The 22,038-nt window shown below is 44.5% G+C and carries 24 protein-coding genes; 7 read left to right on the top strand and 17 right to left on the bottom strand.

The window, feature by feature from the left end; genetic code table 11:
- Positions 1-173: 173 nt before the first annotated feature.
- The 6 genes from ribBA to L4D05_RS02460 form a co-directional block, all read right to left on the bottom strand.
- Positions 174-1,283: a bifunctional 3,4-dihydroxy-2-butanone-4-phosphate synthase/GTP cyclohydrolase II gene (ribBA, locus tag L4D05_RS02485; RefSeq protein WP_428792927.1), complete on the bottom strand. Its 1,110-nt coding sequence runs from the start codon at positions 1,281-1,283 to the stop codon at positions 174-176.
- Between the two features lie 145 nt (positions 1,284-1,428).
- The gene (locus L4D05_RS02480; RefSeq protein WP_428750602.1) at positions 1,429-2,082 is read right to left on the bottom strand and encodes a riboflavin synthase; all 654 of its coding nucleotides are present in this window, start codon (positions 2,080-2,082) and stop codon (positions 1,429-1,431) included.
- Positions 2,083-2,141: 59 nt separating this feature from the next.
- Positions 2,142-3,275: a bifunctional diaminohydroxyphosphoribosylaminopyrimidine deaminase/5-amino-6-(5-phosphoribosylamino)uracil reductase RibD gene (gene ribD, locus L4D05_RS02475; protein WP_428750601.1), complete on the bottom strand. Its 1,134-nt coding sequence runs from the start codon at positions 3,273-3,275 to the stop codon at positions 2,142-2,144.
- 24 nt (positions 3,276-3,299) lie between these two features.
- The gene (gene nrdR, locus L4D05_RS02470) at positions 3,300-3,749 is read right to left on the bottom strand and encodes a transcriptional regulator NrdR (RefSeq protein WP_250615512.1); all 450 of its coding nucleotides are present in this window, start codon (positions 3,747-3,749) and stop codon (positions 3,300-3,302) included.
- Between the two features lie 131 nt (positions 3,750-3,880).
- Positions 3,881-4,660 carry a tRNA pseudouridine(65) synthase TruC gene (truC, locus tag L4D05_RS02465; protein WP_428793119.1) on the bottom strand — a complete coding sequence of 260 codons (780 nt, stop codon included), beginning with the start codon at positions 4,658-4,660 and terminating at the stop codon, positions 3,881-3,883.
- Between the two features lie 59 nt (positions 4,661-4,719).
- Entirely contained in the window at positions 4,720-5,019 is a 300-nt protein-coding gene (locus L4D05_RS02460) for a YqcC family protein (protein ID WP_428792926.1), read from the bottom strand.
- A 117-nt stretch (positions 5,020-5,136) separates the two neighbouring features.
- On the opposite strand from L4D05_RS02460, the gene L4D05_RS02455 reads away from it, so the two are divergent.
- Both L4D05_RS02455 and L4D05_RS02450 read left to right on the top strand, forming a co-directional pair.
- Positions 5,137-6,186: a DUF3549 family protein gene (locus tag L4D05_RS02455; RefSeq protein ID WP_428792925.1), complete on the top strand. Its 1,050-nt coding sequence runs from the start codon at positions 5,137-5,139 to the stop codon at positions 6,184-6,186.
- A gap of 9 nt (positions 6,187-6,195) precedes the next feature.
- Complete coding sequence (locus L4D05_RS02450; protein ID WP_428792924.1) at positions 6,196-6,495, top strand: DUF3301 domain-containing protein; 300 nt, start codon at positions 6,196-6,198, stop codon at positions 6,493-6,495.
- 22 nt (positions 6,496-6,517) lie between these two features.
- On the opposite strand, the gene L4D05_RS02445 is transcribed toward L4D05_RS02450, so the two are convergent.
- Positions 6,518-6,997: a GNAT family N-acetyltransferase gene (locus tag L4D05_RS02445; RefSeq protein ID WP_428750597.1), complete on the bottom strand. Its 480-nt coding sequence runs from the start codon at positions 6,995-6,997 to the stop codon at positions 6,518-6,520.
- A gap of 787 nt (positions 6,998-7,784) precedes the next feature.
- Here L4D05_RS02445 and L4D05_RS02440 point away from each other — a divergent pair.
- A complete protein-coding gene (locus tag L4D05_RS02440) occupies positions 7,785-8,072 on the top strand; it encodes a hypothetical protein (protein ID WP_428750679.1) in 288 nt (95 codons plus the stop codon).
- Entirely contained in the window at positions 8,065-8,517 is a 453-nt protein-coding gene (locus L4D05_RS02435; RefSeq protein ID WP_428750596.1) for a YaiI/YqxD family protein, read from the top strand. Before L4D05_RS02440 ends, L4D05_RS02435 begins: the two co-directional genes overlap by 8 nt.
- A gap of 77 nt (positions 8,518-8,594) precedes the next feature.
- Here the strand turns inward: L4D05_RS02435 and L4D05_RS02430 are convergent, their stop codons facing one another.
- The 6 genes from L4D05_RS02430 to L4D05_RS02405 form a co-directional block, all read right to left on the bottom strand.
- On the bottom strand, positions 8,595-9,845 hold the full coding sequence (locus tag L4D05_RS02430) for a glutamate-5-semialdehyde dehydrogenase (protein WP_428792923.1): 1,251 nt from the start codon (positions 9,843-9,845) through the stop codon (positions 8,595-8,597).
- 19 nt (positions 9,846-9,864) lie between these two features.
- A complete protein-coding gene (gene proB, locus L4D05_RS02425) occupies positions 9,865-11,001 on the bottom strand; it encodes a glutamate 5-kinase (protein ID WP_428750594.1) in 1,137 nt (378 codons plus the stop codon).
- Between the two features lie 161 nt (positions 11,002-11,162).
- Positions 11,163-11,552 (bottom strand): sigma factor-binding protein Crl, encoded by a 390-nt coding sequence (gene crl / locus L4D05_RS02420; RefSeq protein ID WP_428750678.1) that lies wholly within the window; start codon positions 11,550-11,552, stop codon positions 11,163-11,165.
- A 128-nt stretch (positions 11,553-11,680) separates the two neighbouring features.
- Positions 11,681-12,928: an esterase FrsA gene (gene frsA / locus L4D05_RS02415; RefSeq protein ID WP_428792922.1), complete on the bottom strand. Its 1,248-nt coding sequence runs from the start codon at positions 12,926-12,928 to the stop codon at positions 11,681-11,683.
- A gap of 226 nt (positions 12,929-13,154) precedes the next feature.
- A complete protein-coding gene (gpt, locus tag L4D05_RS02410) occupies positions 13,155-13,619 on the bottom strand; it encodes a xanthine phosphoribosyltransferase (RefSeq protein WP_428750592.1) in 465 nt (154 codons plus the stop codon).
- A 37-nt stretch (positions 13,620-13,656) separates the two neighbouring features.
- The gene (locus L4D05_RS02405; protein ID WP_428750591.1) at positions 13,657-14,952 is read right to left on the bottom strand and encodes an NCS2 family permease; all 1,296 of its coding nucleotides are present in this window, start codon (positions 14,950-14,952) and stop codon (positions 13,657-13,659) included.
- A gap of 902 nt (positions 14,953-15,854) precedes the next feature.
- On the opposite strand from L4D05_RS02405, the gene L4D05_RS02400 reads away from it, so the two are divergent.
- The 3 genes from L4D05_RS02400 to L4D05_RS02390 all read left to right on the top strand — a co-directional run bounded on the left by L4D05_RS02400 (position 15,855) and on the right by L4D05_RS02390 (position 17,878).
- Positions 15,855-17,324, top strand: a complete 1,470-nt coding sequence (locus L4D05_RS02400; protein ID WP_428792921.1) for an aminoacyl-histidine dipeptidase — start codon at positions 15,855-15,857, stop codon at positions 17,322-17,324.
- A 148-nt stretch (positions 17,325-17,472) separates the two neighbouring features.
- Positions 17,473-17,676 carry a YaeP family protein gene (locus L4D05_RS02395; RefSeq protein ID WP_428750589.1) on the top strand — a complete coding sequence of 68 codons (204 nt, stop codon included), beginning with the start codon at positions 17,473-17,475 and terminating at the stop codon, positions 17,674-17,676.
- A gap of 10 nt (positions 17,677-17,686) precedes the next feature.
- Positions 17,687-17,878: a DUF4250 domain-containing protein gene (locus L4D05_RS02390; protein WP_428792920.1), complete on the top strand. Its 192-nt coding sequence runs from the start codon at positions 17,687-17,689 to the stop codon at positions 17,876-17,878.
- A 117-nt stretch (positions 17,879-17,995) separates the two neighbouring features.
- Here the strand turns inward: L4D05_RS02390 and L4D05_RS02385 are convergent, their stop codons facing one another.
- From L4D05_RS02385 to dinB, 4 genes are all read right to left on the bottom strand, one after another.
- Positions 17,996-19,348, bottom strand: coding sequence for a sodium-dependent transporter (locus L4D05_RS02385; RefSeq protein WP_428793118.1), 1,353 nt, complete (start codon positions 19,346-19,348; stop codon positions 17,996-17,998).
- Positions 19,349-19,630: 282 nt separating this feature from the next.
- Positions 19,631-20,380, bottom strand: a complete 750-nt coding sequence (locus tag L4D05_RS02380) for a YggN family protein (protein WP_428793117.1) — start codon at positions 20,378-20,380, stop codon at positions 19,631-19,633.
- Between the two features lie 48 nt (positions 20,381-20,428).
- Positions 20,429-20,905 carry a transcription elongation factor gene (locus tag L4D05_RS02375; protein WP_428792919.1) on the bottom strand — a complete coding sequence of 159 codons (477 nt, stop codon included), beginning with the start codon at positions 20,903-20,905 and terminating at the stop codon, positions 20,429-20,431.
- 1 nt (position 20,906) lies between these two features.
- The gene (gene dinB, locus L4D05_RS02370; protein WP_428792918.1) at positions 20,907-21,977 is read right to left on the bottom strand and encodes a DNA polymerase IV; all 1,071 of its coding nucleotides are present in this window, start codon (positions 21,975-21,977) and stop codon (positions 20,907-20,909) included.
- Positions 21,978-22,038: the final 61 nt, after the last annotated feature.

Below are 22,038 nucleotides of genomic sequence, written 5' to 3'. Positions count from 1 at the left end.
ACTTTCCTTATAAACTATGTTCATCTCGCGAGAATCGCCGGATTCTAGCACAACTCAATTATCAATATCTAGCTCAAACTTCCTCACACCTAAATCATTTAAGGCTTGAAGAAGCTTGAATCTATGTGTTAAACGCGGTTTGTTCCGTTTTCACTGGATAAAAACGTTAGCGCCTATTTAGTTACGTACTCAGTCACCGTTAAACCAAAGCCACCAAGTGCGTGGTATTTTTTATCGGCCGATGACAGCAATCGCATTTCATGCACACCAAGATCAGCCAAGATTTGCGAACCGACTCCCACACGACGTGAGGTGCCTTGTTTTTTCGCCATGGTTGGTGCTTGGCCGCTGTCTTGCTGCTCAAAGACTTTGATCTTGTGAACGATAGATTCCGTTGTTTCTTCATTACCTAGCAAAACTAAAACGCCGCCCTCGCTACCAATACGCTGCATGGCCTTATCCAAAGTCCAGCTACGTTCAGAGTTTCGATCTGAGCGAAGAATATCAGTGAAGGTATCTTGTAAGTGAACACGCACTAGAGGGGGTTGTGCGGTCAGATCACCACTGCACATCGCATAGTGAATTTGGTTATCAATGGTATCGCGGTAGGTCACGAGCTCAAACTCACCAAACTCAGTAGGAAGATGACAAGCTGCCACTCGCTCAATCGTCGTTTCGTTATTATTACGATACTCAATTAAATCCGCAATGGTGCCCAATTTCAGATCATGCTTCTCTGCAAAGATTTCTAAATCAGGGCGACGAGCCATACTTCCGTCGTCGTTAAGAATTTCAACAATCACTGACGCAGGTTCAAAACCCGCTAACTTTGCCAAATCACAACCCGCTTCAGTGTGCCCTGCACGGGTTAATACCCCACCATCTTGCGCGGCAAGTGGGAAGATATGCCCCGGCTGAACCAGATCGGCAGCCTTCGCCCCTTTCGCTACGGCCGCTTGAACCGTGCGCGCACGATCCGCTGCTGAAATACCGGTGGTCACGCCCTCTGCGGCTTCGATAGAAACGGTAAAATTCGTCGTGTATTGGGCGTTGTTATCTTGCACCATTGGCGGTAAGCCAAGTAGTTCACAGCGCTCTTTGGTCATGGTCAAACAAATCAAACCGCGACCATGTGTTGCCATGAAGTTGATCGCTTCTGGCGTGACATGTTCCGCAGCCATGATGATATCACCTTCATTTTCACGATCTTCGTCATCCATCAAGATGACCATTTTACCTAATCGAATATCTTCTATAATGGCTTGGGGCGTACTAATTGGCATATCACATTCCTGTTATTCATTTTGTTTGGTTGCAGCGTTTGCCATATTGCTCAACGTTTGCTGTTTCACTAAGCGTTATACCGCTCTAAACGGTCATTGTTTCGCTATGCGATGCTGTCTCTCTAAACATGGTCTTATCACTAAACTAAGCGAAACCATTTTGTTGCAAAAATTCCATTGAGATGCGTGACTCTGGTTCACTCTGCGTGTGGCTTTGCAGTAGGCGTTCCATATAGCGAGCCATGACATCCACTTCTAAATTCACTTTGCGCCCAACTTGAAAGCGATCGATCGTCGTTTCTTCAGTTGTATGCGGCACAATGGTGAGTTTAAAGGCATTTTTTCGTAACCCATTGACGGTCAAACTAATACCATCAACCGTAATCGATCCTTTTTCCGCGACATATTTATTGAGTTCTTGAGGCATCTGAACCCAGAACTCGATGGCTCGTCCCACATGCTGGCGATCAATAATTTCGCCAACGCCATCTACGTGTCCAGAAACAATGTGCCCACCAAAGCGCGTCGTTGGCAGCATTGCTTTCTCTAAATTCACCTTTTCACCTACTTGATAGTGCGCAAAGCCTGTCTTATTTAGAGTTTCAACCGACAAATCTGCTGTGTATGTGGTGGCCGTATACGCGGTCACAGTTAAGCACACCCCGTTGGTGGCAATACTATCACCTAGTTTCACGTCACCCATGTCAAGCTTACCCGCATCAACATGAATACTAATATCTTCTCCGCGAGGAGTGATGGCTTGTAGCGTACCTATTGCTTCGATAATACCTGTAAACATCTGTCTCTATTTCTATGTTGTTTATTGGGGTCAGACTAATATCGCGGTCTATTGCGTTATTATTGACGAAGTCGCGACTGTGGAGCGGCTACGATACGAATATCTTGACCCACCATTCGCACGTCCTTAATCACTAAATCAATCGTATCTTGCATCGACTGTAAACCTAAAGCGCCAATCAAACCGCGACCATCCGCACCCATCAGTTTAGGCGCTAAATACACGATCAGCTCATCAACCAATTGTTGTTCAATTAACGCACCAGCTAAGGTTGCGCCCGCTTCGACCCATACGTGATTAATTTGCTGCTCTGATGCTAACCTGGTCAATGTCTCTTCAAGACAAAGCTGCCCCTTCTCATCCGACGATACATTGATATCACCATCCGATTGGGCGATACGAAGCACTGCCCCATCACTTTGATAAAGCGCTAAGTCAGGGGTTAACTGATGTTTCCTATCTAAAATAACTCGAACAGGTTGGCGCAGCTGCACCGCGGTTATCGTATTTGTCACCTGACTTGGCAGTTCGTGCCAACGTACATTCAGTGATGCGTTATCCTCTATCACGGTTTTACTGGTCGAGAGCATTGCACCAGCTTGCGCTCGATAGGCCTGAACATCTCGCCTCGCACAAGGTCCCGTAATCCACTGGCTCTGGCCATTTTCTAGTGCGGTTTGTCCATCAAGGCTTGCCGCCATTTTAAGCTGAACAAACGGCAACCCCGTTTCCATTTTCTTCAAGAAACCCGGATTTAATGCTCGTGCATCCGCCTCTAACAAGCCAACTTGAACCTCAATTCCGGCTTCACGCAACATGCTAAATCCACGCCCCGCTACCTGCGGGTTGGGATCCGACATTGCGCAAATCACTTTCGCGACACCAGCTTTAATAAGCCCTTCCGCGCACGGAGGCGTTCTTCCATAATGCGAGCATGGCTCAAGAGTCACATAAGCCGTGGCGCCCAAAGATTGCTTACCAGCCATTCTAAGAGCATGCACTTCTGCATGGGGCTCGCCTGCTTTTTGGTGATAGCCTTCGCCAACAATCTGCCCATTGAGCGTCAGCACACACCCAACATTAGGATTTGGAGCGGTTGTAAAACGTCCTTTGTACGCCAATGCTATCGCACGACTCATCATCTGATGATCGATAGCACTAAATCCAGCATCATTTGCGTTGGACTGCTTCATACAAGGTGTTCCTTTTTGTATCGATTAATCTTCTAGTCGAGCGATTTCTTCACCGAACTCTCGAATATCTTCAAAGCTGCGATAAACCGATGCAAATCGGATATAGGCCACTTTGTCGAGCTCTTTAAGCTGAGTCATGACTAAGTTACCTATCATGTCACTCGGTACTTCACGCTCACCTGTGGCGCGAAGTTGGGATTCAATATGGCTAATAGCTAGCTCGATAGCATCTGCGCTCACTGGGCGCTTTTCTAATGCTCGCTGAATACCACCCACCATTTTATCTTTGTTAAATGGTTCACGATTGCCATTTGATTTAATGACTTTCGGCATCACTAGTTCAGCTGTTTCAAAGGTGGTAAACCGTTCGCTGCACGCCAAGCACTGTCGTCTACGGCGAACCTGATGACCATCAGCTACCAATCTTGAGTCGATGACTTTTGTATCATTTTCTGAGCAAAAGGGACAATGCATAACACCTCCTAGGGTTGAAGTGGCCATTTATATAGATTGCAGGGACTATAGGTTAGCTATAGTAGGTTGCTAGGACAGTCTATCGAAATTCAACCCATTAAGAAATCTACTATTTAAGCTTCTCTGCTTGATTACTTCATGTAATCCTGAATCGCTTCACATTCTTGCCAAGCAAATTCATTAAACAGGCGAATCCAGACATCATCAAAACGAGCATTGATAACAACCTCACTATCAAGGATCGGGTGTGTGAACTTTAATGACGATGCATGAAGCATCAGCCGACGAGCAGCAAACTGGTCACGGAACAATCGATTATGTTTACCATCGCCATGTGTTGTATCGCCAATAATAGGATGGCTAAGATGGTGCATATGCCTTCTTAGCTGATGCTTACGTCCCGTTTCGGGTTTCATCTCGACTAAGCCATAACGACTCGTTGGGAATCGTCCTGTCGAGTAAGGTACTTCGACTTTGGCTAACGGTTCGTAAACTGTCACCGCCGGTTGCGCCTCTTTTTCTTGGCTCGCAAACTTGTCAGCAATTTTGTCCAATTCCAACTTGAGTGCGTAATCTAGGCGATCGCCCTCTTCTATCCACCCTCGAACAATCGCATGATAGGTCTTTTCCATTTTGTGCTCAGCAAACATAGGCATCGCTTTTGCGGCTATATCACTAGATAGTGCAAACAACAACACGCCAGACGTGGGTCTATCTAAGCGGTGCAATGGGAAAACGTGTTGACCAATCTGGTCGCGAAGCGTCTGCATGACAAATCGTGTTTCACCTTTATCTAACCATGAGCGGTGAACAAGCATACCTGCAGGTTTGTTCACCGCAATCAAATACTCGTCGCGGAAAACAATCTCTAGCGGGGCAACCGGTGCTAAAGTGGTCGTTGATTCTTTCACGGTTTCTGACGAGTTTTCTAAATCACAATCAGAAGAGTGACTGGTACTGTTCGAGGTAGTCACGACTTGGACGCTCCATCAATTTTTTTTAGAATACAGATAACATCATTATACTGTGGCAAAGTTTGCCAAGACTGCTCAAAATACGGTGTTATGTCGAAATTAGCCGGTAGCGCTTGTCCGGCGGCAAGCATGGCTTCAATTCGAGAAACAAACACCCATTGTAACCACTCTTCTGGCGCTAATGTATCTATCGCAAACGGCTGCGTGCTTAAAAATTTTTCTTCGGCAGGAGATTGCTTCTGCCATAGGCCATGTTGCTGCATCGCCCATTTTAATTCTTCAATATGTTGCTTCATGTTCAATATCTGAGTTGTCAGGCTGATTTAATCCAATGAAAAGCAACCATGACCTTGAAAATTCGCGATAGAATACCATCTATTGCTCTATACCCAAACCGTACTAGGAACAACGCCATGGATACCCTTCATACTTTGACAAACATGCTGGTGAACAGTGGTTGCCAATACCACATCTACGATCTATCACGACGTGTTCAGAAAATTGATAACCAGCAATTTGCCAATGTTGAAAAAGGCAGCCAACCTTATCCGTTTCCCATTCAACGTAAAGCACAATTTGCGGTAGCATACTGGAATGAAGAGAAGCAGCCTTGGATCTGGTTTTTAACGTTCAACTTAGACGAGCGCGGGTTATTAAACCAAGGTGATATTGGACAGTTTATCCAATTTGTCCTAGAGGCAATGGGATCTCGTTTAAGCCAGGAAATGACTGACGAACAGCAGCAAAAGCTAGCAAACAACCCGTTTACCTTCCGACCAAAAGACGACAAGCTCGCCATTTTCCATAGCCTATTAAGAGCTGAGCTTACTTTACCTGCTAGCCAATACTACACACACGCTCAAGAATATTTCCAAGGAAAGCTAGGCTGGAACAATTGGCAGGGTGTTGGTTTACAGGGGATTACTGATCTCGCAGCACGATTAACGAATGACGATAATGGTCGAATCGTTCGTGCCAGCTTACGTCATATTGCTAGCGAACCTAAATACGCACTACTCGGTGCCCTTGAACATGTAGCGTTGCCTGACAAACTATCTGATGTCATATTTGAACTCGCACAAGATGAATGCCAATCAAGCGACGCTGATCTGTTTTTGCTGTCCGCTTACGTTCGTGCATTAGCAGGTGGCAAGCCACAACAGCTCGAAACCTTAGTGACAGGCATCCTAAATAGCGCTCGCCTTAGTCACCAAGAGATCCTCATTGCTATTGCAGGTAGAGCTTGGCTTCCTCTCACGACAACAACGATCGCCGACCAATACCTCATTCGCTTAGCACAGACAGGTAATCAAGCGCTGTTTAACCAATTATTTGCCGATTTAGTGATGATGCCAAGCTTAAGAATGGTGCTATTACCTTTGTTGCATTCAACCCCTTCACAAGAACTCACTACTGCTCTCGTAGGCTTGCAACAAGCCGCAACGCAAGGGCGTACGCACTAAGGATAGGCTGTGATTGATAACCTTCTAATGATTTTGGCGCTGAGCCTATTTTGCTTTTTCTTTTGGCAGCAAAGGCGTCAATCAGAAATAGCGAAGTCGGCGGTAAGTCGTCGCTGTAAAGAACTCGATTTACAACTGCTCAGTGTTTCGTTCGGTACACATAAGATTAAAGATGCCAATGGTCGGTTTGGCTGGCACACCATTTATGAATTTGAGTTTTCCGCACTAGGTGACGACTACTATCAAGGAAAGCTGGTGATGAAAGGGTTTTATGTTCTGAATTTTCATATTCCGCCGTACCGCATGTAAAGGCAATGGCGTCATCTTTGACTTAACTGGCAGTCATGGTAAACATTAAATATGGACCGTGCTCATTGACAGCTTGGCCACAAGATTGAAAGCCAAGTTTTTCTAATAATCGAATAGAAGAGTGATGGTCAACATCAACGTTGGCCGTCAATGACTGCACGCCCAGTTCGTGGCTCGCTGTCGGCAGAAAACGCTGCAATACTTCTGTGGCGATTCCTTGATTCCAATACTGTTTATCAAACAAAAAAACCAATTCAGCTTGCTCTTTCACGTTATCAACAAACACGTGGCCTAAATAATCACGGGTTCGAATATCTAACACCGCCATTGCGAATATTTTTGGCTCTTCTAATAACGTTTGAAAAAGTTGACGAGCGGTTTGCAGTGAATGAGGGCCATTCATATACTGACGATTTTTGGCGCAAACATTCAGCATCAAAAAATCCGATTCCAAATGCTTAGTATAAGGGACTAAAAGTGTCCTAAGTGTTGCGATTGTCATGAGGCATTCCTTTACGTTCATTCAGGCGTAGAACAAAATAAGGAGAAGAGGAAAGGCATTGGTGGGTATGGGAAAAAGAAAAGCCCCAACACTCGCGTATTGGGGCTATAGTCTTACTCGCAGCAGTCCGGCTACTATAGGTGCTCCATGCATCATCCGTAATAGTGGCTGAATCCTTCAGCTATATCCTTGCATCGCCGTCCTAGCGGTGTCCATATCATCCAATGACGCTAACCATCCCAGTCAGCTCGCTTCACTTGTTCCTTGAGCGGTGTCCTTGAACATCATCCTGATGTTGGTCCTTGCACTCTCCTGAGTGTGTCCTTGTCCTTTTAAATCATCTTCCTGACGATTTTTACGCATCCAGCGTTTGTCCTTACTTCCGTGCTAGTCACTCTTACCTGAGTCACTAAATCTTCTTCCTGAAGATGACCTTCCTGTGTCTTTCCTGTTCCGTGTCAGCATCCTTCCGACAAGTTCTAATTTACCCGATTTCAGCCTTGAGACAATATACTGGCGACAAAACTATTTAAAAAAAGAAAAGAGAGAAACAAGACAAATAATAAAAATCAACAAGTTAACAAAAACAACACAGATAAAAACCAGGTATTTTTCTCTTTATCTTACAGCTCACGTGAGAGATCTCTCACGCGCTATTTCCACTTTACCCGTTCTCAATCCCTCAACACAGACCAGCATCCGTGGTGAGCTTCACAACTTGTTAAGCTGTACCCTCACGCTATTCAAATGTACTATTCAAAGATGACCTATTTAATGGATAAAAATGATGTTAACCAAAGATGTTTCTACTGAGATTCATGCGGTCCTCACAAGTTTGCACGAGGAAGGAAAGGAGCCAACCGTCGCTTTGGTCAAAGGCAGACTATCGACAAAAGTTCCAATGCCGGCTCTCATCACTGTCATTAAATCATGGAAAGCGAATCAGCACGTTCCTAAAATAGAAGTTGCTGCAGACAACAGTTCACTTTCCCAAGAAGCACGAATTACGGCCTTAGAAGCTCAGGTGCAATTGCTAATAACAAGACTAGAAAAACTGGAAAATACAGATGGTTAAGATTTGGGTAGACGCCGATGCATGTCCAAAAGTGATTCGTGAAACACTTTGCCGCGCCGCAGAAAGAACCGGACTTACCTGCACGTTTGTCGCCAACCACACCGTGCCCGTGCCAAAACGCGACAACATTCATTCAATCACGGTACCCGCAGGTTTTGATATTGCCGACAATGAAATCGTTAAACGCGTTGAAGCGGGTGATTTGGTCATTACGTCCGACATCCCATTAGCAGATGAAGTGATCACCAAGAATGCTTTAGCGCTAAGCCCTCGTGGTGAGCTCTACACCAAAGAAACCATTAAGGCACGGCTTAACATTCGTGATTTCATGGATACCATGCGCTCTAGTGGTATTCAAACCGGAGGACCCGCTCCGTTAGGCCAAACAGAAAGACGGGAATTTGCCAATAATTTGGACCGTTTTTTGGCTAAGGCGAAGCGTTAAGCTTATCTGTTATCAATTCAAAGCATTAAAAAAGGCGCAGTATTCTGCGCCTTTTCTTTGTATTACGTGAAGACTCGTTACGGCCTTGCAAGGTAATCGGCTTTTCCGACCCATTTATAACTGGTCAATTCTTCTAAGCCCATAGGGCCACGAGCATGAAGTTTCTGTGTCGACACAGCAACTTCCGCCCCTAAACCAAATTGCGCACCATCGGTAAAGCGTGTCGATGCATTCACATACACTGCCGCCGAGCCCACCGAGTTAATAAACTTCTCTGCGCTCGCCAAGCTATTGGTCATGATGGCATCTGAATGGCTAGCATTATGAATTCGCATATGGTCAATCGCTTCATCAACATCAGCAACCACCTTCACACCAAGCGTATAGCTGAGCCACTCAGTATCAAAGTCACCTTCTTGCGCCGCTCGTAAATCATCAGCACCATCCAGAATGGCAAGCGCCTTAGGTTCAGCAACGAGTTCCACTTTACCCTGAATGCGCTGTGAGAACGCCGCTAAAAACTCTGACGCTACTTTTTCATGTACCAACAGGGTATCAAGTGAGTTGCACGCTGAAGGACGCTGTACTTTCGCATTCTCTACCACATCCATCGAGCGCGTTAGATCAGCCGATTCATCAACAAAAATATGACTGATACCAAAGCCACCAATGATCACTGGAATATTACTGTTCTCTTTACACATTTTGTGTAACCCCGCCCCGCCGCGAGGGATGATCATATCGACATAATCATCGAGCTTTAGCAGCTGTGAGACTAGCTCACGATCAGGTTTTTCAATATATTGAACGGACGCAGCAGGCAGCCCAGCTTTTGCCAACGCTGATTGAATCACTTTCACTAGTTCCATATTGGAGTGAAAGGTTTCTTTGCCGCCACGTAAAATACTCGCGTTGCCCGTTTTCAAACACAATGCAGCGATATCAATAGTCACATTAGGGCGCGCTTCGTAGATAACCCCCACAACACCAAGAGGCACGCGACGACGAGATAAGCTCATGCCATTTTCTAAGACTTTACTGTCCATCTCACTGCCAACAGGGTCATTGAGAGTGATAACGTTACGAACGTCATCGGCAATGCCTTTTAATCGCTGCTCATTGAGCAATAAGCGATCAAGTAACGCTTCCGTCAGTCCAGCTTCTCTTCCTAGATTGATATCGATGGCATTCGCAGCCAAGATAGCAGGCAAGTTCGCCTCAAGTTCATCAGCGATAATATGCAATGCCTGATTTTTCTGTGCCGTCGATGCTGTAGCCAGTGCAAAACTTGCTTGTTTTGCATCGCGACCCATTTGGATCATGTCCATAATTTATCCTTTTGAATTCTTAATCTTGAATGACAACCATGTCGTCACGGTGAATCACTTCTGAACCATAGTCATAACCAAGTACTGCAGATATTTCATTGCTGTGTTTACCCGAGATCTTAGCCAAGTCACTATCAGAATAACCGCAAATACCTCTAGCAATAAGAGCACCATCTAAGGTGGTCACGCGAACCACGTCACCGCGGCTAAAATGACCAGAAACGCTAACGACACCTTTCGCCAATAGACTGCTTCCCTTGCCAATTACCGCATTCACTGCGCCTTTATCAATGATAATATCACCCGTTGCAGCTGGGCCGGCTAAAATCCAACGTTTGCGGTTTTCTAGCGCTTCAGCAAGTGGCAAGAAACGTGTCCCTTGCGGCTGCTCTGATAAAGCGTCAAAAATGACATTCTCTGCACTGCCTGCAGCGATGATAACTTCTATACCAGCACGTCGAGCAATATCAGCCGCCTGTAATTTTGTAGCCATGCCGCCTGTACCCAACGTTGTGCCACTACCACCAGCGATTTTTCGCAGCGTTTCATCAATCGTCGTGACTTCTCGTATCAACTCGGCGTTTGGATCTTTACGAGGGTCTGCGGTAAATAAGCCACGCTGGTCAGTCAGCAGCAGCAATTTATCCGCACCGCAGAGAATACCGACCAAAGCAGATAAATTGTCGTTATCGCCGACTTTGATTTCTGTCGTCGCTACCGCATCATTTTCATTCACAATAGGGATAATGTCGTGATCAACCAGGGCATTAATCGTATCGCGTGCGTTAAGAAAACGCTCACGATCATCAAGATCGGCACGAGTTAGGAGCATCTGCCCTATTTTTAGGCCATAGATTGCAAATAAGGACTCCCATACTTGGATCAATTGGCTTTGACCAACCGCAGCAAGCAGTTGCTTACTCGCCATTGAATTGGGAAGTGCGGGGTAATCAAGATGTTCACGACCAGCCGCGATCGCGCCAGACGAAACAATCACGACAGAATGACCAAGCTTTTTTAACTCAGCGCATTGTCTAACTAACTCCACCATATGCGCTTTATTTAACGCGAGCGAGCCACCCGTAAGAACACTTGTTCCCAACTTCACCACAACGGTTTGTTTATTGGTCGTTCCAGAATTGATTTCAGTTGCCATTTCTTTGAGCTTGATATGAAAATTTAATAGGAGTGATGTTTTAGCAATCAAACATCAATTGTACAAGTAAAAACTGGTTAGGCAGGGAAACAGGTGTCGATAAATGATAAAAATAGCCTCAGATGGTCTCTAAGGCTACCTAGTTGCAATATTAGCTCTACTTACACAAACTCAACCGAATCGTCATGAATCTCAACGCAAAGCTTGAACTTTTCACTTAGTACTTTCGTCAACTTTTCATGAAAGACTTCTTGAGTCCGAGTAATCTCTGCCGTTGCTGCTTTTGGGGCAGATTCAAGTACCCATTCACCCACTTGGTTATAACGGCCAATCTGGTACGTAGCTTCTAATTTTGCATCATCTATCGATAAATCTAACCACCAGCCCCAAAACTCGCGGTCTTCGGGAGATTTGCTATCATCCACACAAACCGACAAGCAGTCAAAATGGTAGGCTCCTTCTTTACACAATGGCTCTCTCAAGTAGGGACCAATGGCTTTTAGTGCCGCTACCAAACGGTAATGTGTGGGTTTTTTTGCCTCTTCTGACATCATGAAACTCCGTTTCAATGTAAAAATACGATTTAGACCACATAACTCTACAACTGATGATTTATTTATACTTTTATCAGAGGCTTGGTTACACAGTCATTTCATATTTAACTAAATACACACAAATGTCACCTGAAAAGTTCATCTTCTAACCACTTTATCGCCATTTCTAGCGATTGCTCATACCCTTTGGCGATCCCTTTTGCTGGGATCTGCTTCGCTTTACCATAGTCACTAAACATCGCGACAAGACGATTGTCAGAGATTGGCGAGACCATATCGCCTTCTAAGCTCATCGCGAGAATAGGCACTCGCGTGCGGCGAGACGTCAAAAAACCTTGTACTTTTAATGACCAAGCCATGAGCTGACCCGATAGACTGTTTATATCGACGATATCTTTGCCTAAACGCGATGCCAGCATATCCAAATACATCTTTGGCATCTGCCTGATTTTTTCGGGTTTGGTTAACACGTCATGTATTGGGGCGCCGAGAGAAACGCAGCCCTTAATTTTGTAGGGCTCTAAAAACGATAACCGTACCATTGCGTTACCGCCAAATCGGAACCCAAGCAAACCAACCTTAAAATGATCGACCCAAGGAATATTTGGCAATTCATTGAGTACCGCTTGATGCAAACAGGAGCTGTCTTCACTCAGTGGCCAACGAGCGCTGTGACCAATAGAGGGCATATCAACCGTCAACATAGCAATACCCGCAGGCGCGAGATAATCACGGTACAAGCGCCACATATCCGTTTGTAATGAGTCTAATCCTGCACTCACGATTACCACAGGCTGAGGCTTATCAGTACTCGGTAAATGAAGATTGGCGACGATGCGCTTATTCTTATACGGGATTTCAAGTTGCTTGATAATATGACTTGTTCGTTTGGCGGCTTCATTATAAGCCGTGTTGGCAAGCACCTGCGCTTGAAGCGCCAAGTTGTCATTTTTTAAGTGTGGATAACCAGCAATACTAAAACACAATGACGCGGTAAAAAGCTGCTCAGCTGACGCGTCACCATCGAGATCATTCGCCTGTTTTTGGTGCTGCATGCCCAATTTAGTCCACTCATAGTTCCAGTTTCCACTATGGTATCCCATCACCGTGTCTAGCCACTCATCCACCGTACGAGAGTGATCAGAAGAAGCAATACGAGCAAGAATTCTCTCTTGTTCAATAGGATCAATACCTTGCCAAACCCACTGCAACCGTAGCAAGTTTCGATACCAAGCCCTTGGCATCAGCTCTCGCTTCTCCTCAAGAATTTTCTCACTACTTGGCATATACCTCATAAGGCGAGAGGTCTCTTTCGCCTGCTTATTCTTTTCAAACAAGGTTTCGGAGATATTTTTACTGACTTCTTCAGACATACGATGACCTTACTAATATCGTTCACGTCCTATAGTAATCAAAAAACCGTTTGGGTTCAGTTCTTTTACATCGACAAGCTACAAACTGCACATAACTCGCCGCAAACTCTAGCTATAAAAACGTTAGCTTTAAAACTTTAGCTATAAAAACTCTGGCTACAAAAACTTGAGGTACAAAAAAAGCCCACATTTTCATGTGGGCTCTCTCAATATACGATTGAAATCGTTATTTTTGCTTGCGATTCACAGGCTCTACATAAGATAGAACCATATCCCAAGGCTGCTCAATCCACGTGTCTTGAGGAATATCAACAATATACTCGTCAACAAGATCAATACCAGCAGGCTTTGCACAAACGGTAATCAACTTCGCTTTTGGGTACATTTCACGAATTTTACGAGCGGTATCGCCACTGTCGACGAGATCGTCGATGATCAAGAAACCTTCACCATCGTGTTCAGGTGCTTTCAGTACTGTCATATCACGTTGATGATCGTGATCGTAGCTAGAAATACATACCGTATCAACAAAACGAATACCCAGTTCACGAGCTAGAATCGCAGCAGGAACCAAACCACCACGGCTTACACCGATGATGCCTTTCCACTGTTCTGCCGGCATTTGAAGCTCAGCAAGTTGACGGCAATATGCGTGCATATTGTCCCATGTGATGATGAATTTGTTAGACATAGTAAAAACCTAAATTATATAAGATCGAATGAGCCAATTATGCAGCTTCAAGGACATACTTAATGATGAAAATTGCCGCCATCACCCAAACACTAACTGAAACGTCGCGGCCTTTGCCGCTGAACAATTTAATTGCAGCGTAAGAAATAAAGCCCAAAGAGATACCTTCTGCAATAGAGAAGGTAAAAGGCATCACCAAGCAAGTCACCACAACCGGTGCGGCTTCTGTAAGGTCACGCCAATCGATGCTTACTAACCCTGACATCATCAGAATTGCAACATAGAATAGCGCGCCAGCCGTCGCGTAAGCGGGAATCATACCAGCTAAAGGCGAGAAGAATAATGCAAGTATAAACAAAATGCCAACAACAACGGCAGTTAATCCTGTTCGACCACCAACAGCAACACCTGCAGTACTTTCTACAAATGATGTGGTGTTTGATGTACCAAGCAGAGCACCAACCGACGTAGCAGTAGAGTCAGCAAGTAGTGCTTTATTTAGACGCGGAATTTTTCCGTCTTTTCCAATAAGGTCAGCTTTTTGAGCGACGCCAACCAATGTGCCAGCCGTGTCAAATAGGTCAACAAACAAGAACGCAAAGACCACGGAAATCATGCCAATCTCAAACATATGTGAGAAATCAAGCTGTAAGAACGTAGGTGCAATGCTTGGTGGCGTAGACATAATGCCATGCCATTGAACATCACCAAAAATGATACCTAACGCCGTTACCGAAAGGATAGCGATCATCACAGCGCCTTTTAGGCCGCGATGTACAAGAGCAATCGTTAGGAAGAAACCAAAGGCCGCTAAAACAGCAGGCAGTGACGTGATCGCCCCCATTGAAACCAGTGTTGCTGGGTTATCGACGACAATGCCAGAGTTTTTCAAGGCAATCAGCGCTAGGAATAAGCCAATACCCGCTGAAATACCAGTACGCAGCGACATTGGAATAGAATTGATGATCCATTCACGAATCTTAAATACACTCAATAGAATGAACAAAACGCCCGAGCAGAATACTGCCGCAAGTGCCACTTGCCACGTATGGCCCATTCCAAGGACAACCGCATAAGTAAAAAATGCATTCAAGCCCATACCAGGTGCTTGTGCAATAGGATAGTTTGCAACAAAACCCATGATGAAACAGCCAATTGCCGCTGCCAAACAGGTTGCTACAAAAACAGCGTCACGATCCATTCCTGCATCCGCTAAGATAGCCGGGTTTACAAAGATAATGTAAGCCATTGTCAGGAAGGTAGTAAGTCCAGCAATGATCTCAGTGCGCACATTCGTGCCATTTTCACTGAGTTTAAATAGCCTTTCGAGCATGTTCGAATCCCTAAAGAGTAAAAAGTAAACGGTTGCGTAAACGATTGGCGCGAATTATAAGGGGTTCAATTCGCAAATTCCACCTAGAATTTTCACTCTATTGCAGATAAATGATCATTAATATGAAATCAATTAACTATGCAATAGTAACAAATTGAGACAGTTAGCAATAAAATCATCGTGAACAAACCAAATGACACTCGCACCAACTGCACATTTTTCATACAACGACTGGTATTATAGAAGACAAAAGAAAGCTAGGGGCGAGATTACAGGCAAAAAAAACGCCACTCATAGAGTGGCGGTAGAAAAATTTTGGTCATCAATTGGGGTAACCAGCAATAATTTCTAAAATATAGGGGTATAAACTTTATTATCTACCGAAGTAGACGCTGTAGGCGAAGTCTTGTGTGTATACATTTTTACTTGTCCAAAACATCGCGCTTGCTAAACCTTTCATAAATATCACCTTAAACAATACAACTTAATTTAAATGTTGAATCTCGGTTCCTTGGAGGCGATAACTCGGGTTCAATCCTTGAACGGGTGTATTGAACTTAATCAACTGACCAAAAGAATACCATACTGATGATTAATTACAATGCATATCGTGATTTAAATCACATTTAATTGATAGATCTGTATACAAACGCACTATTCTGAAAGTTTATTACATAAATTAGATCGCTAGATATCAAAAGGAAGCAAAATGGGTTATTAACCCTCGAGACTGCACACTTTCTTTACATCAACATCAAACTACTTATCTATGACTACTCCCTGTTTACAACTAATGGTATCCTTTGCCCATCTTTAATTCGCTAGAAAACCAGAGAATCACAATGATATTTGTGCTTTCTTAGGAATAACTATCTAGCAAAGTCGCTACAAAGGAGAGATCTGTGTCTGAATTCCACTCTGAGATCAGCAAGTTGTCACCAAGCCCGGTTTGGCAGTTTTTCGATAAAATTTGTTCTATTCCTCACCCATCAAAGCATGAAGAAGCGCTTGCGCAAACCATCATCCAGTGGGCTCAAGAGCAAAACCTTGATGTTAAGCGCGATAAAACCGGTAACGTGTTCATTAAAAAGCCCGCTACGGCAGGCATGGAACACAAAAAAGGTGTTGTGCTTCAAGCTCACATCGATATGGTTCCTCAAAAAAATGAAGATACGGATCACGACTTTACTCAAGATCCAATTCAGCCATACATCGATGGCGAATGGGTGACAGCCAAAGGCACGACACTTGGTGCTGATAATGGTATGGGCATGGCGGCGTGCCTTGCAGTGCTAGCATCAAACGAAATTAAACACGGTCCACTTGAAGTCTTGCTAACCATCGACGAAGAAGCGGGTATGACGGGCGCATTTGGTCTTGAAGCCGGTTGGTTAGAAGGTGATATTCTCCTTAATACCGACTCTGAGCAAGAAGGTGAAGTCTACATGGGCTGCGCAGGTGGTATCGACGGTTCAATTCAATTTGACATCACTCGCGAAGCGGCGCCTACCGGTTATGTTGCTCGCCAGCTTATCTTAAAAGGTCTAAAAGGTGGTCACTCCGGTTGTGACATTCATACTGGCCGTGGTAACGCCAATAAACTACTTGCGCGTTTTCTTGCAGGTCACGCAAAAGAACTCGATGCTCGCTTGATCGAATTCCGCGGCGGTAGCCTGCGTAATGCGATCCCACGAGAAGGCTTTGTTTCCCTAGCAGTACCAGAAGAAAATGTCGCGAAACTTGAATCGCTATTTGCTCAGTACACCACTCAACTACAGCAAGAGCTTGCTGCTATTGAAACGGGTTTAGTGACGTTTAACGAAGCGACTGAAATTAGCGAAGTATTTGAAGCGCAATCACAAGCTCGCTTTATTGCTGCGCTTAACGCTTGCCCTAACGGCGTGATTCGCATGAGTGATGACATTGAAGGTGTTGTAGAAACATCACTAAACGTTGGTGTTATCACCACAGAGCAAAACACGGTGACGGTACTGTGCCTCATTCGTTCGTTAATTGACTCTGGTCGCTCTCAAGTAGAGGGCATGTTGACGTCTGTTGCTGAACTGGCCGGTGCAAATATCGAATTCTCTGGCGCCTACCCTGGTTGGAAGCCTGATCCGGATTCAGCCATTATGGCGATATTCCGTGACATGTACGAAGGTATCTACGGACACAAACCGAACATCATGGTCATTCACGCTGGGCTTGAGTGTGGTCTATTCAAAGAACCATATCCGAATATGGACATGGTCTCGTTTGGTCCAACTATTAAATTCCCTCACTCTCCTGATGAGAAAGTGAAAATTGACACGGTTGCTCTATTCTGGGAACAAATGGTCGCACTGCTAGAAGCCATTCCTGAAAAGGCTTAATCCTTACCTATTATAAGATAAGCTGATTAGCTTTTAAGCCGACGTTTTTAAAACGTCGGCTTTTTTGTTTTAGGTCAATCTGGAATTTTGTTTTTTCTCAGTAGCCTGTGTATATTGAGATGAATTATCATTTAGAAGAGAATTAAACATGCAAGTATATGGTTGCTGTGAGAGAGTAAGAGAGCTTTATGCGCAAATAGGCAGTGGTGATCAAGCTTATATACCAAAAGCAGTGTCGTGCGCGGTGCGAGCGTTAAATGATATTGCAGCAGACGATTCACTGCCGGAAGAAGTAAGAGAAAAAGCCGCCTTTGCTGCTGCTAACTTACTGATCTCTGATTTCGACGATTAGAAGGTACCCAATGAATCTAGCGAACTTTGCTACCATGGATACTGTCATGTTGATGAGTATTATCAATATGAAGCTGCGTGATGACTTTAACGGCAGTCTTGACGAACTGTGCGCGACTCATGATTTGGATAAGCAAGCATTAATAGATAAGTTATCACAAGCGGGTTTTGATTATCTCGCAGAGATCGGACAGTTTAGATAACCGTTTGGACACTTTAGATAACCATGTAGCTATCTTAGATGACAACGTAGATAAGAATAACGCCGACGATAATCGTCGGCGTTATTTAATCAATCCGTTTCACGTACTTAAATTTTCTTAGCCGAATGAGGCCCATATTACCGTCGCGACCAATACCGGACAGACAAACTTCACGTAAAGTGGCCATACTTTACCAAACCAGCCAAGCTGAAAATCAGGGCACCCTTGTTCTAGCTCTTTCACTTTACTCGCCCGGCTCCACACCCAACCACCAAAAATACAGAACATTAGCGCAGCAATGGGCTGTAGGTACTGTGTTGCGATCATCGCCACTAAACCAAATAATTCGCCGAAATTGAATACAATAAAAATACTGAACGCAGCGATCAATGCTCCCAGCACCCAGCTGGTTTTCTTCCTACCCGTGTTTAATCGCTCATCTACCAAGGCAACCGGACATTCAAGCATAGAGATGGACGATGTTAAAGCTGCGATAGTCAGCAGTAAAAAGAAAACGACAGAGAATACCAAGCCCAATAACCCTAAGGACTCAAACATTAACGGTAATACTGTAAACACCAAGGTATCAGAGCTGATAAGTGAGCCATCTTCCGCGTATATTTGTACCCCTTTTTGCATAGCAACAAACATCGCAGGCATCACGACTAATCCAGCAATAAAAGCCACTGATGTATCCACTAAGGTCACATTCATTGCCATTTTTGGCAGATCTTCTTTCTTAGAAAGGTAAGAGCCGTAAATCAGCATGGAACAACCACCAATAGTCAAAGAAAAGAAGCCCTGCCCCATTGCAGCCAGAATCAACTTTCTATCCCAAACTTTTTCAAAATTCGGAACCAAATAGTGTTTAAGCCCTTCCATCGCACCTTGTTGCATCATGATGTAGACAAACAATAGAGCAAATAAAATAAACAAGGATGGCATAAGTCGAGTGGACCATTTTTCAATGCCCTGTTTCACACCGCCTTGTACAATTAAGATAGTCAGCAAGTAAAATGCAATCGTGCCAAAAACATTACGTCCAACACTGAACCCTTTAAACCAATCAGCAAGTGAGGCGTAACCAACAATTTCTAAGACCGCGCCAATCAAAAAGCAGATTAACCAGCCGCCTACAATGGAGTAAAACGCTAATACAGCACAAGGAACCGCAAGACCAACCCAGCCTACACATGCCCCTAGCTTTTTGGCAATAGGATTAGAAGAAAGCGAGCGCATGCTGTCTACAGGGTTTGCTTGGCCGTGACGTCCTATCGCCATTTCAACAACGAGCATTGGAAAAGCCACGACAAGAATCATCACAAGATAAACGAGAAGGAACGCACCTCCGCCATTACTGGCAACTTGCGTTGGAAATCCCCAAATGTTGCCTAGACCAACAGCAGCCCCTGCTGCCGCAAGAATGAAACCGAGTTTTGAACCAAAATGCTCACGGGGTGTTGCGGCAATCGAAGACGTTACCGACGAAGATGTTGTATTATTCACTATTGATTAGTCATTGCGTACTAGTTGGCTGGTACGATAATTCAATTGGTCTAGTAAAGCAATATTAAGCAGTGTAATAAACTATTAGGTTGGTAAACTAATTTGTACATCTTCTATTCTAGGTAATTAAATCCAAATAACGTAGCTAACATAATCTGAACGTGGTGGCGAGAACCTCCCAATGAAAAGCCATCCAAGCGAGCGCTGCCAGCTTGGATGTAGAACACGAATCTGCTTTATAGACCGTTAAATAGTGAAGACTTGATAGTCTTTCAACTGAGGAATTTTTTTCTGTAGCTCTTGCTCTTCCGTCGCCACATCGTTAAGAGAGTCGCAGTAATCTTCAGCTTGTTCCTTGATCACTTCGGATTGGTTGTTCATTGTCTCAGCGAGTCGTGTTTTAAGCTCATCCATTTGCTCTGAAAGTGCAGTCAGGTTTAACCCACCTTCTTGCTGCATTTTCTCTTGCAACGCAGTGAACGCGCTACTAAAAAACTCTTTGTTGAACACTTCTTTCGCTTTCTCATAATCCTGCTGCCAATTGTTAGTAAACGAACTAAACGCCTCAGACTTCAAAACAAAGCTGCCGTCTTGGTGGTAGCGAGATTCGATATCTTTAAAAAACTCGGACAACGCGGTCTTGACGCTATCAAAAGCTTCCGAATTATCGAAGCTTGCAGAAACATCATCAATAAGGTCATTCGTTAGCGCTAACCCGTTCTCAGCCAGCGCTTTAGCTTGAGGAACATACTTGTTCATATTTTCCCGATAGCTTGCTAGTGCTTCTTGTTGAAGCCTATCGAGCGCCACTTTCTCACCATTGATAAACAACTCATTATTGTCGTCAATCAGTACCTTCGAGCCTTCAGCCTTGACGATTTCGACTTGTTTGCCGTCAAGGTGCACTTCATTCTTGATATCAAGCTTACACTGCTCATAAGCCAAAGACGCTGTCGATAGTAACGACAAGCCCACCCCAAACAACAAGTGCTTCAATTTACTCTTCATTGCCAATTCCTTCCCATTCCTAATCACTTCACACGCTCAAACAATATTCACAATAGCATGATGGGTCACACGCTCTCCAACTTGTAAGGCTATCTCATCATCTAACAGTCTTCCAACTAACGCGCGTCCTAATGGCGACTCTGGAGTCACAACTCTTACCCCTTCGGCAACTATTGAAACGCCACCACCGCAAGGTAACAGTAGATAACGACTTAGGACTTCTTGGTCGTCTTCCAACTCAACCATAGCGGATAAACCAACTGGAGTGTCGTGATCGAATGTACGAATAACCAAATGCCTTAGCGTCGCAATATCTTTTTTTATTGCTTCTAAGCGCATTGCTTGCCCATGAGCAAGATATGCCGCTTCGAGTGCAAGTGTGTCATATTTATTGTCAGGTATGGTTTCCTCATTGGTGGCAGCATCCACTGTTTGCTCCATTGCAGACAGAAGCGTAGTTATTTTTTGTTCCAACTCAACAATGACCTGTTGGACAATGGCGGATTTATTCATTTCATTCCTCAAACATGGACAATTGACGCGCACTTTCTAGGGGCTCTAAGATAACGCTCAATCCCAATAATCTTATTTCTCGTCCTTGCTGTCGTTCCAAAATTTCCCCCAATAGCGCCTTGAAATAAGGTAAATCGAGCTGATTGTGAACGTGCTCGATCGTTGTTTGCTTAAAGTCTGCAAACTTCACTTTAACACCTTGCTTAATCACATTTCTCGCGGGCTTTGCTCGATTAAGTCTTGCTTCAAGTTCCGGGTAGAGTTTCTCCTCTATGACCTGCCAACATTGCTCAAAGCTAGTAATGTTTTGGCTGAAGGTGCGCTCTACCCCTATAGACTTGCGCTCCCTTTCCACCACCACTTCCCGCTCATCAATACCATGACTTTTCTTCCATAGCGATGCTCCCAAGCGGCCAAAGCGCACGATCAACTCTCGGTAGTCACTGTTTCTCACATCTAAACAAGTATACAGGCCCGCCCGATTTAATTTATCTAGACTCACTTTTCCTACACCAGGAATTTTGCCTAAGTCTAAACCATCAATAATTCCCTGGACCTCGTCGGGTGATATGACAAATTGCCCATTAGGCTTATTGAGATCGGACGCAATTTTGGCTAAAAACTTAAGCGGTGCCACGCCAGCCGATGCGGTTAAATTCAGTTCTTGTTCAATATCATGTCTAATACTTTGTGCTATCAACGTGGCAGAGTTTTGGTGCAACTGACAATCCGTGACATCTAAGTATGCTTCATCCAGAGATAACGGCTCTATCAGAGAAGTGTAACGCGAAAAAATGGTACGAATATGCTGCGAAGCTTGCTTGTAGACCTCCATTCTCCCCGGAACAAGAAGTAAATGAGGACATAACTTAACGGCTTGCGCAGAGGGCATCGCTGAACGGATACCAAATTTTCTCGCCTCATAGTTACAGGTGCTGATCACCCCTCTTTGCCGCTCGTTCCCGCCGACAGCTAGTGGTTTACCTTGATAGTAAGGGTTGTCCCTCATCTCTACCGCGGCGAAAAAACAGTCCATATCAACATGAATAAACTTACGGATCGGATCAGACACAAACGCACCATACTGGTTATACATACAGCTTAAGTATACGCAATTTTTACACCGCTAACAC

Origin of the sequence: Vibrio nomapromontoriensis, assembly GCF_050337205.1 — a bacterium.
GTDB classification, from domain to species: Bacteria; Pseudomonadota; Gammaproteobacteria; order Enterobacterales; family Vibrionaceae; genus Vibrio; species Vibrio nomapromontoriensis.
This window is presented reverse-complemented; position numbering and strand designations above follow the sequence as displayed.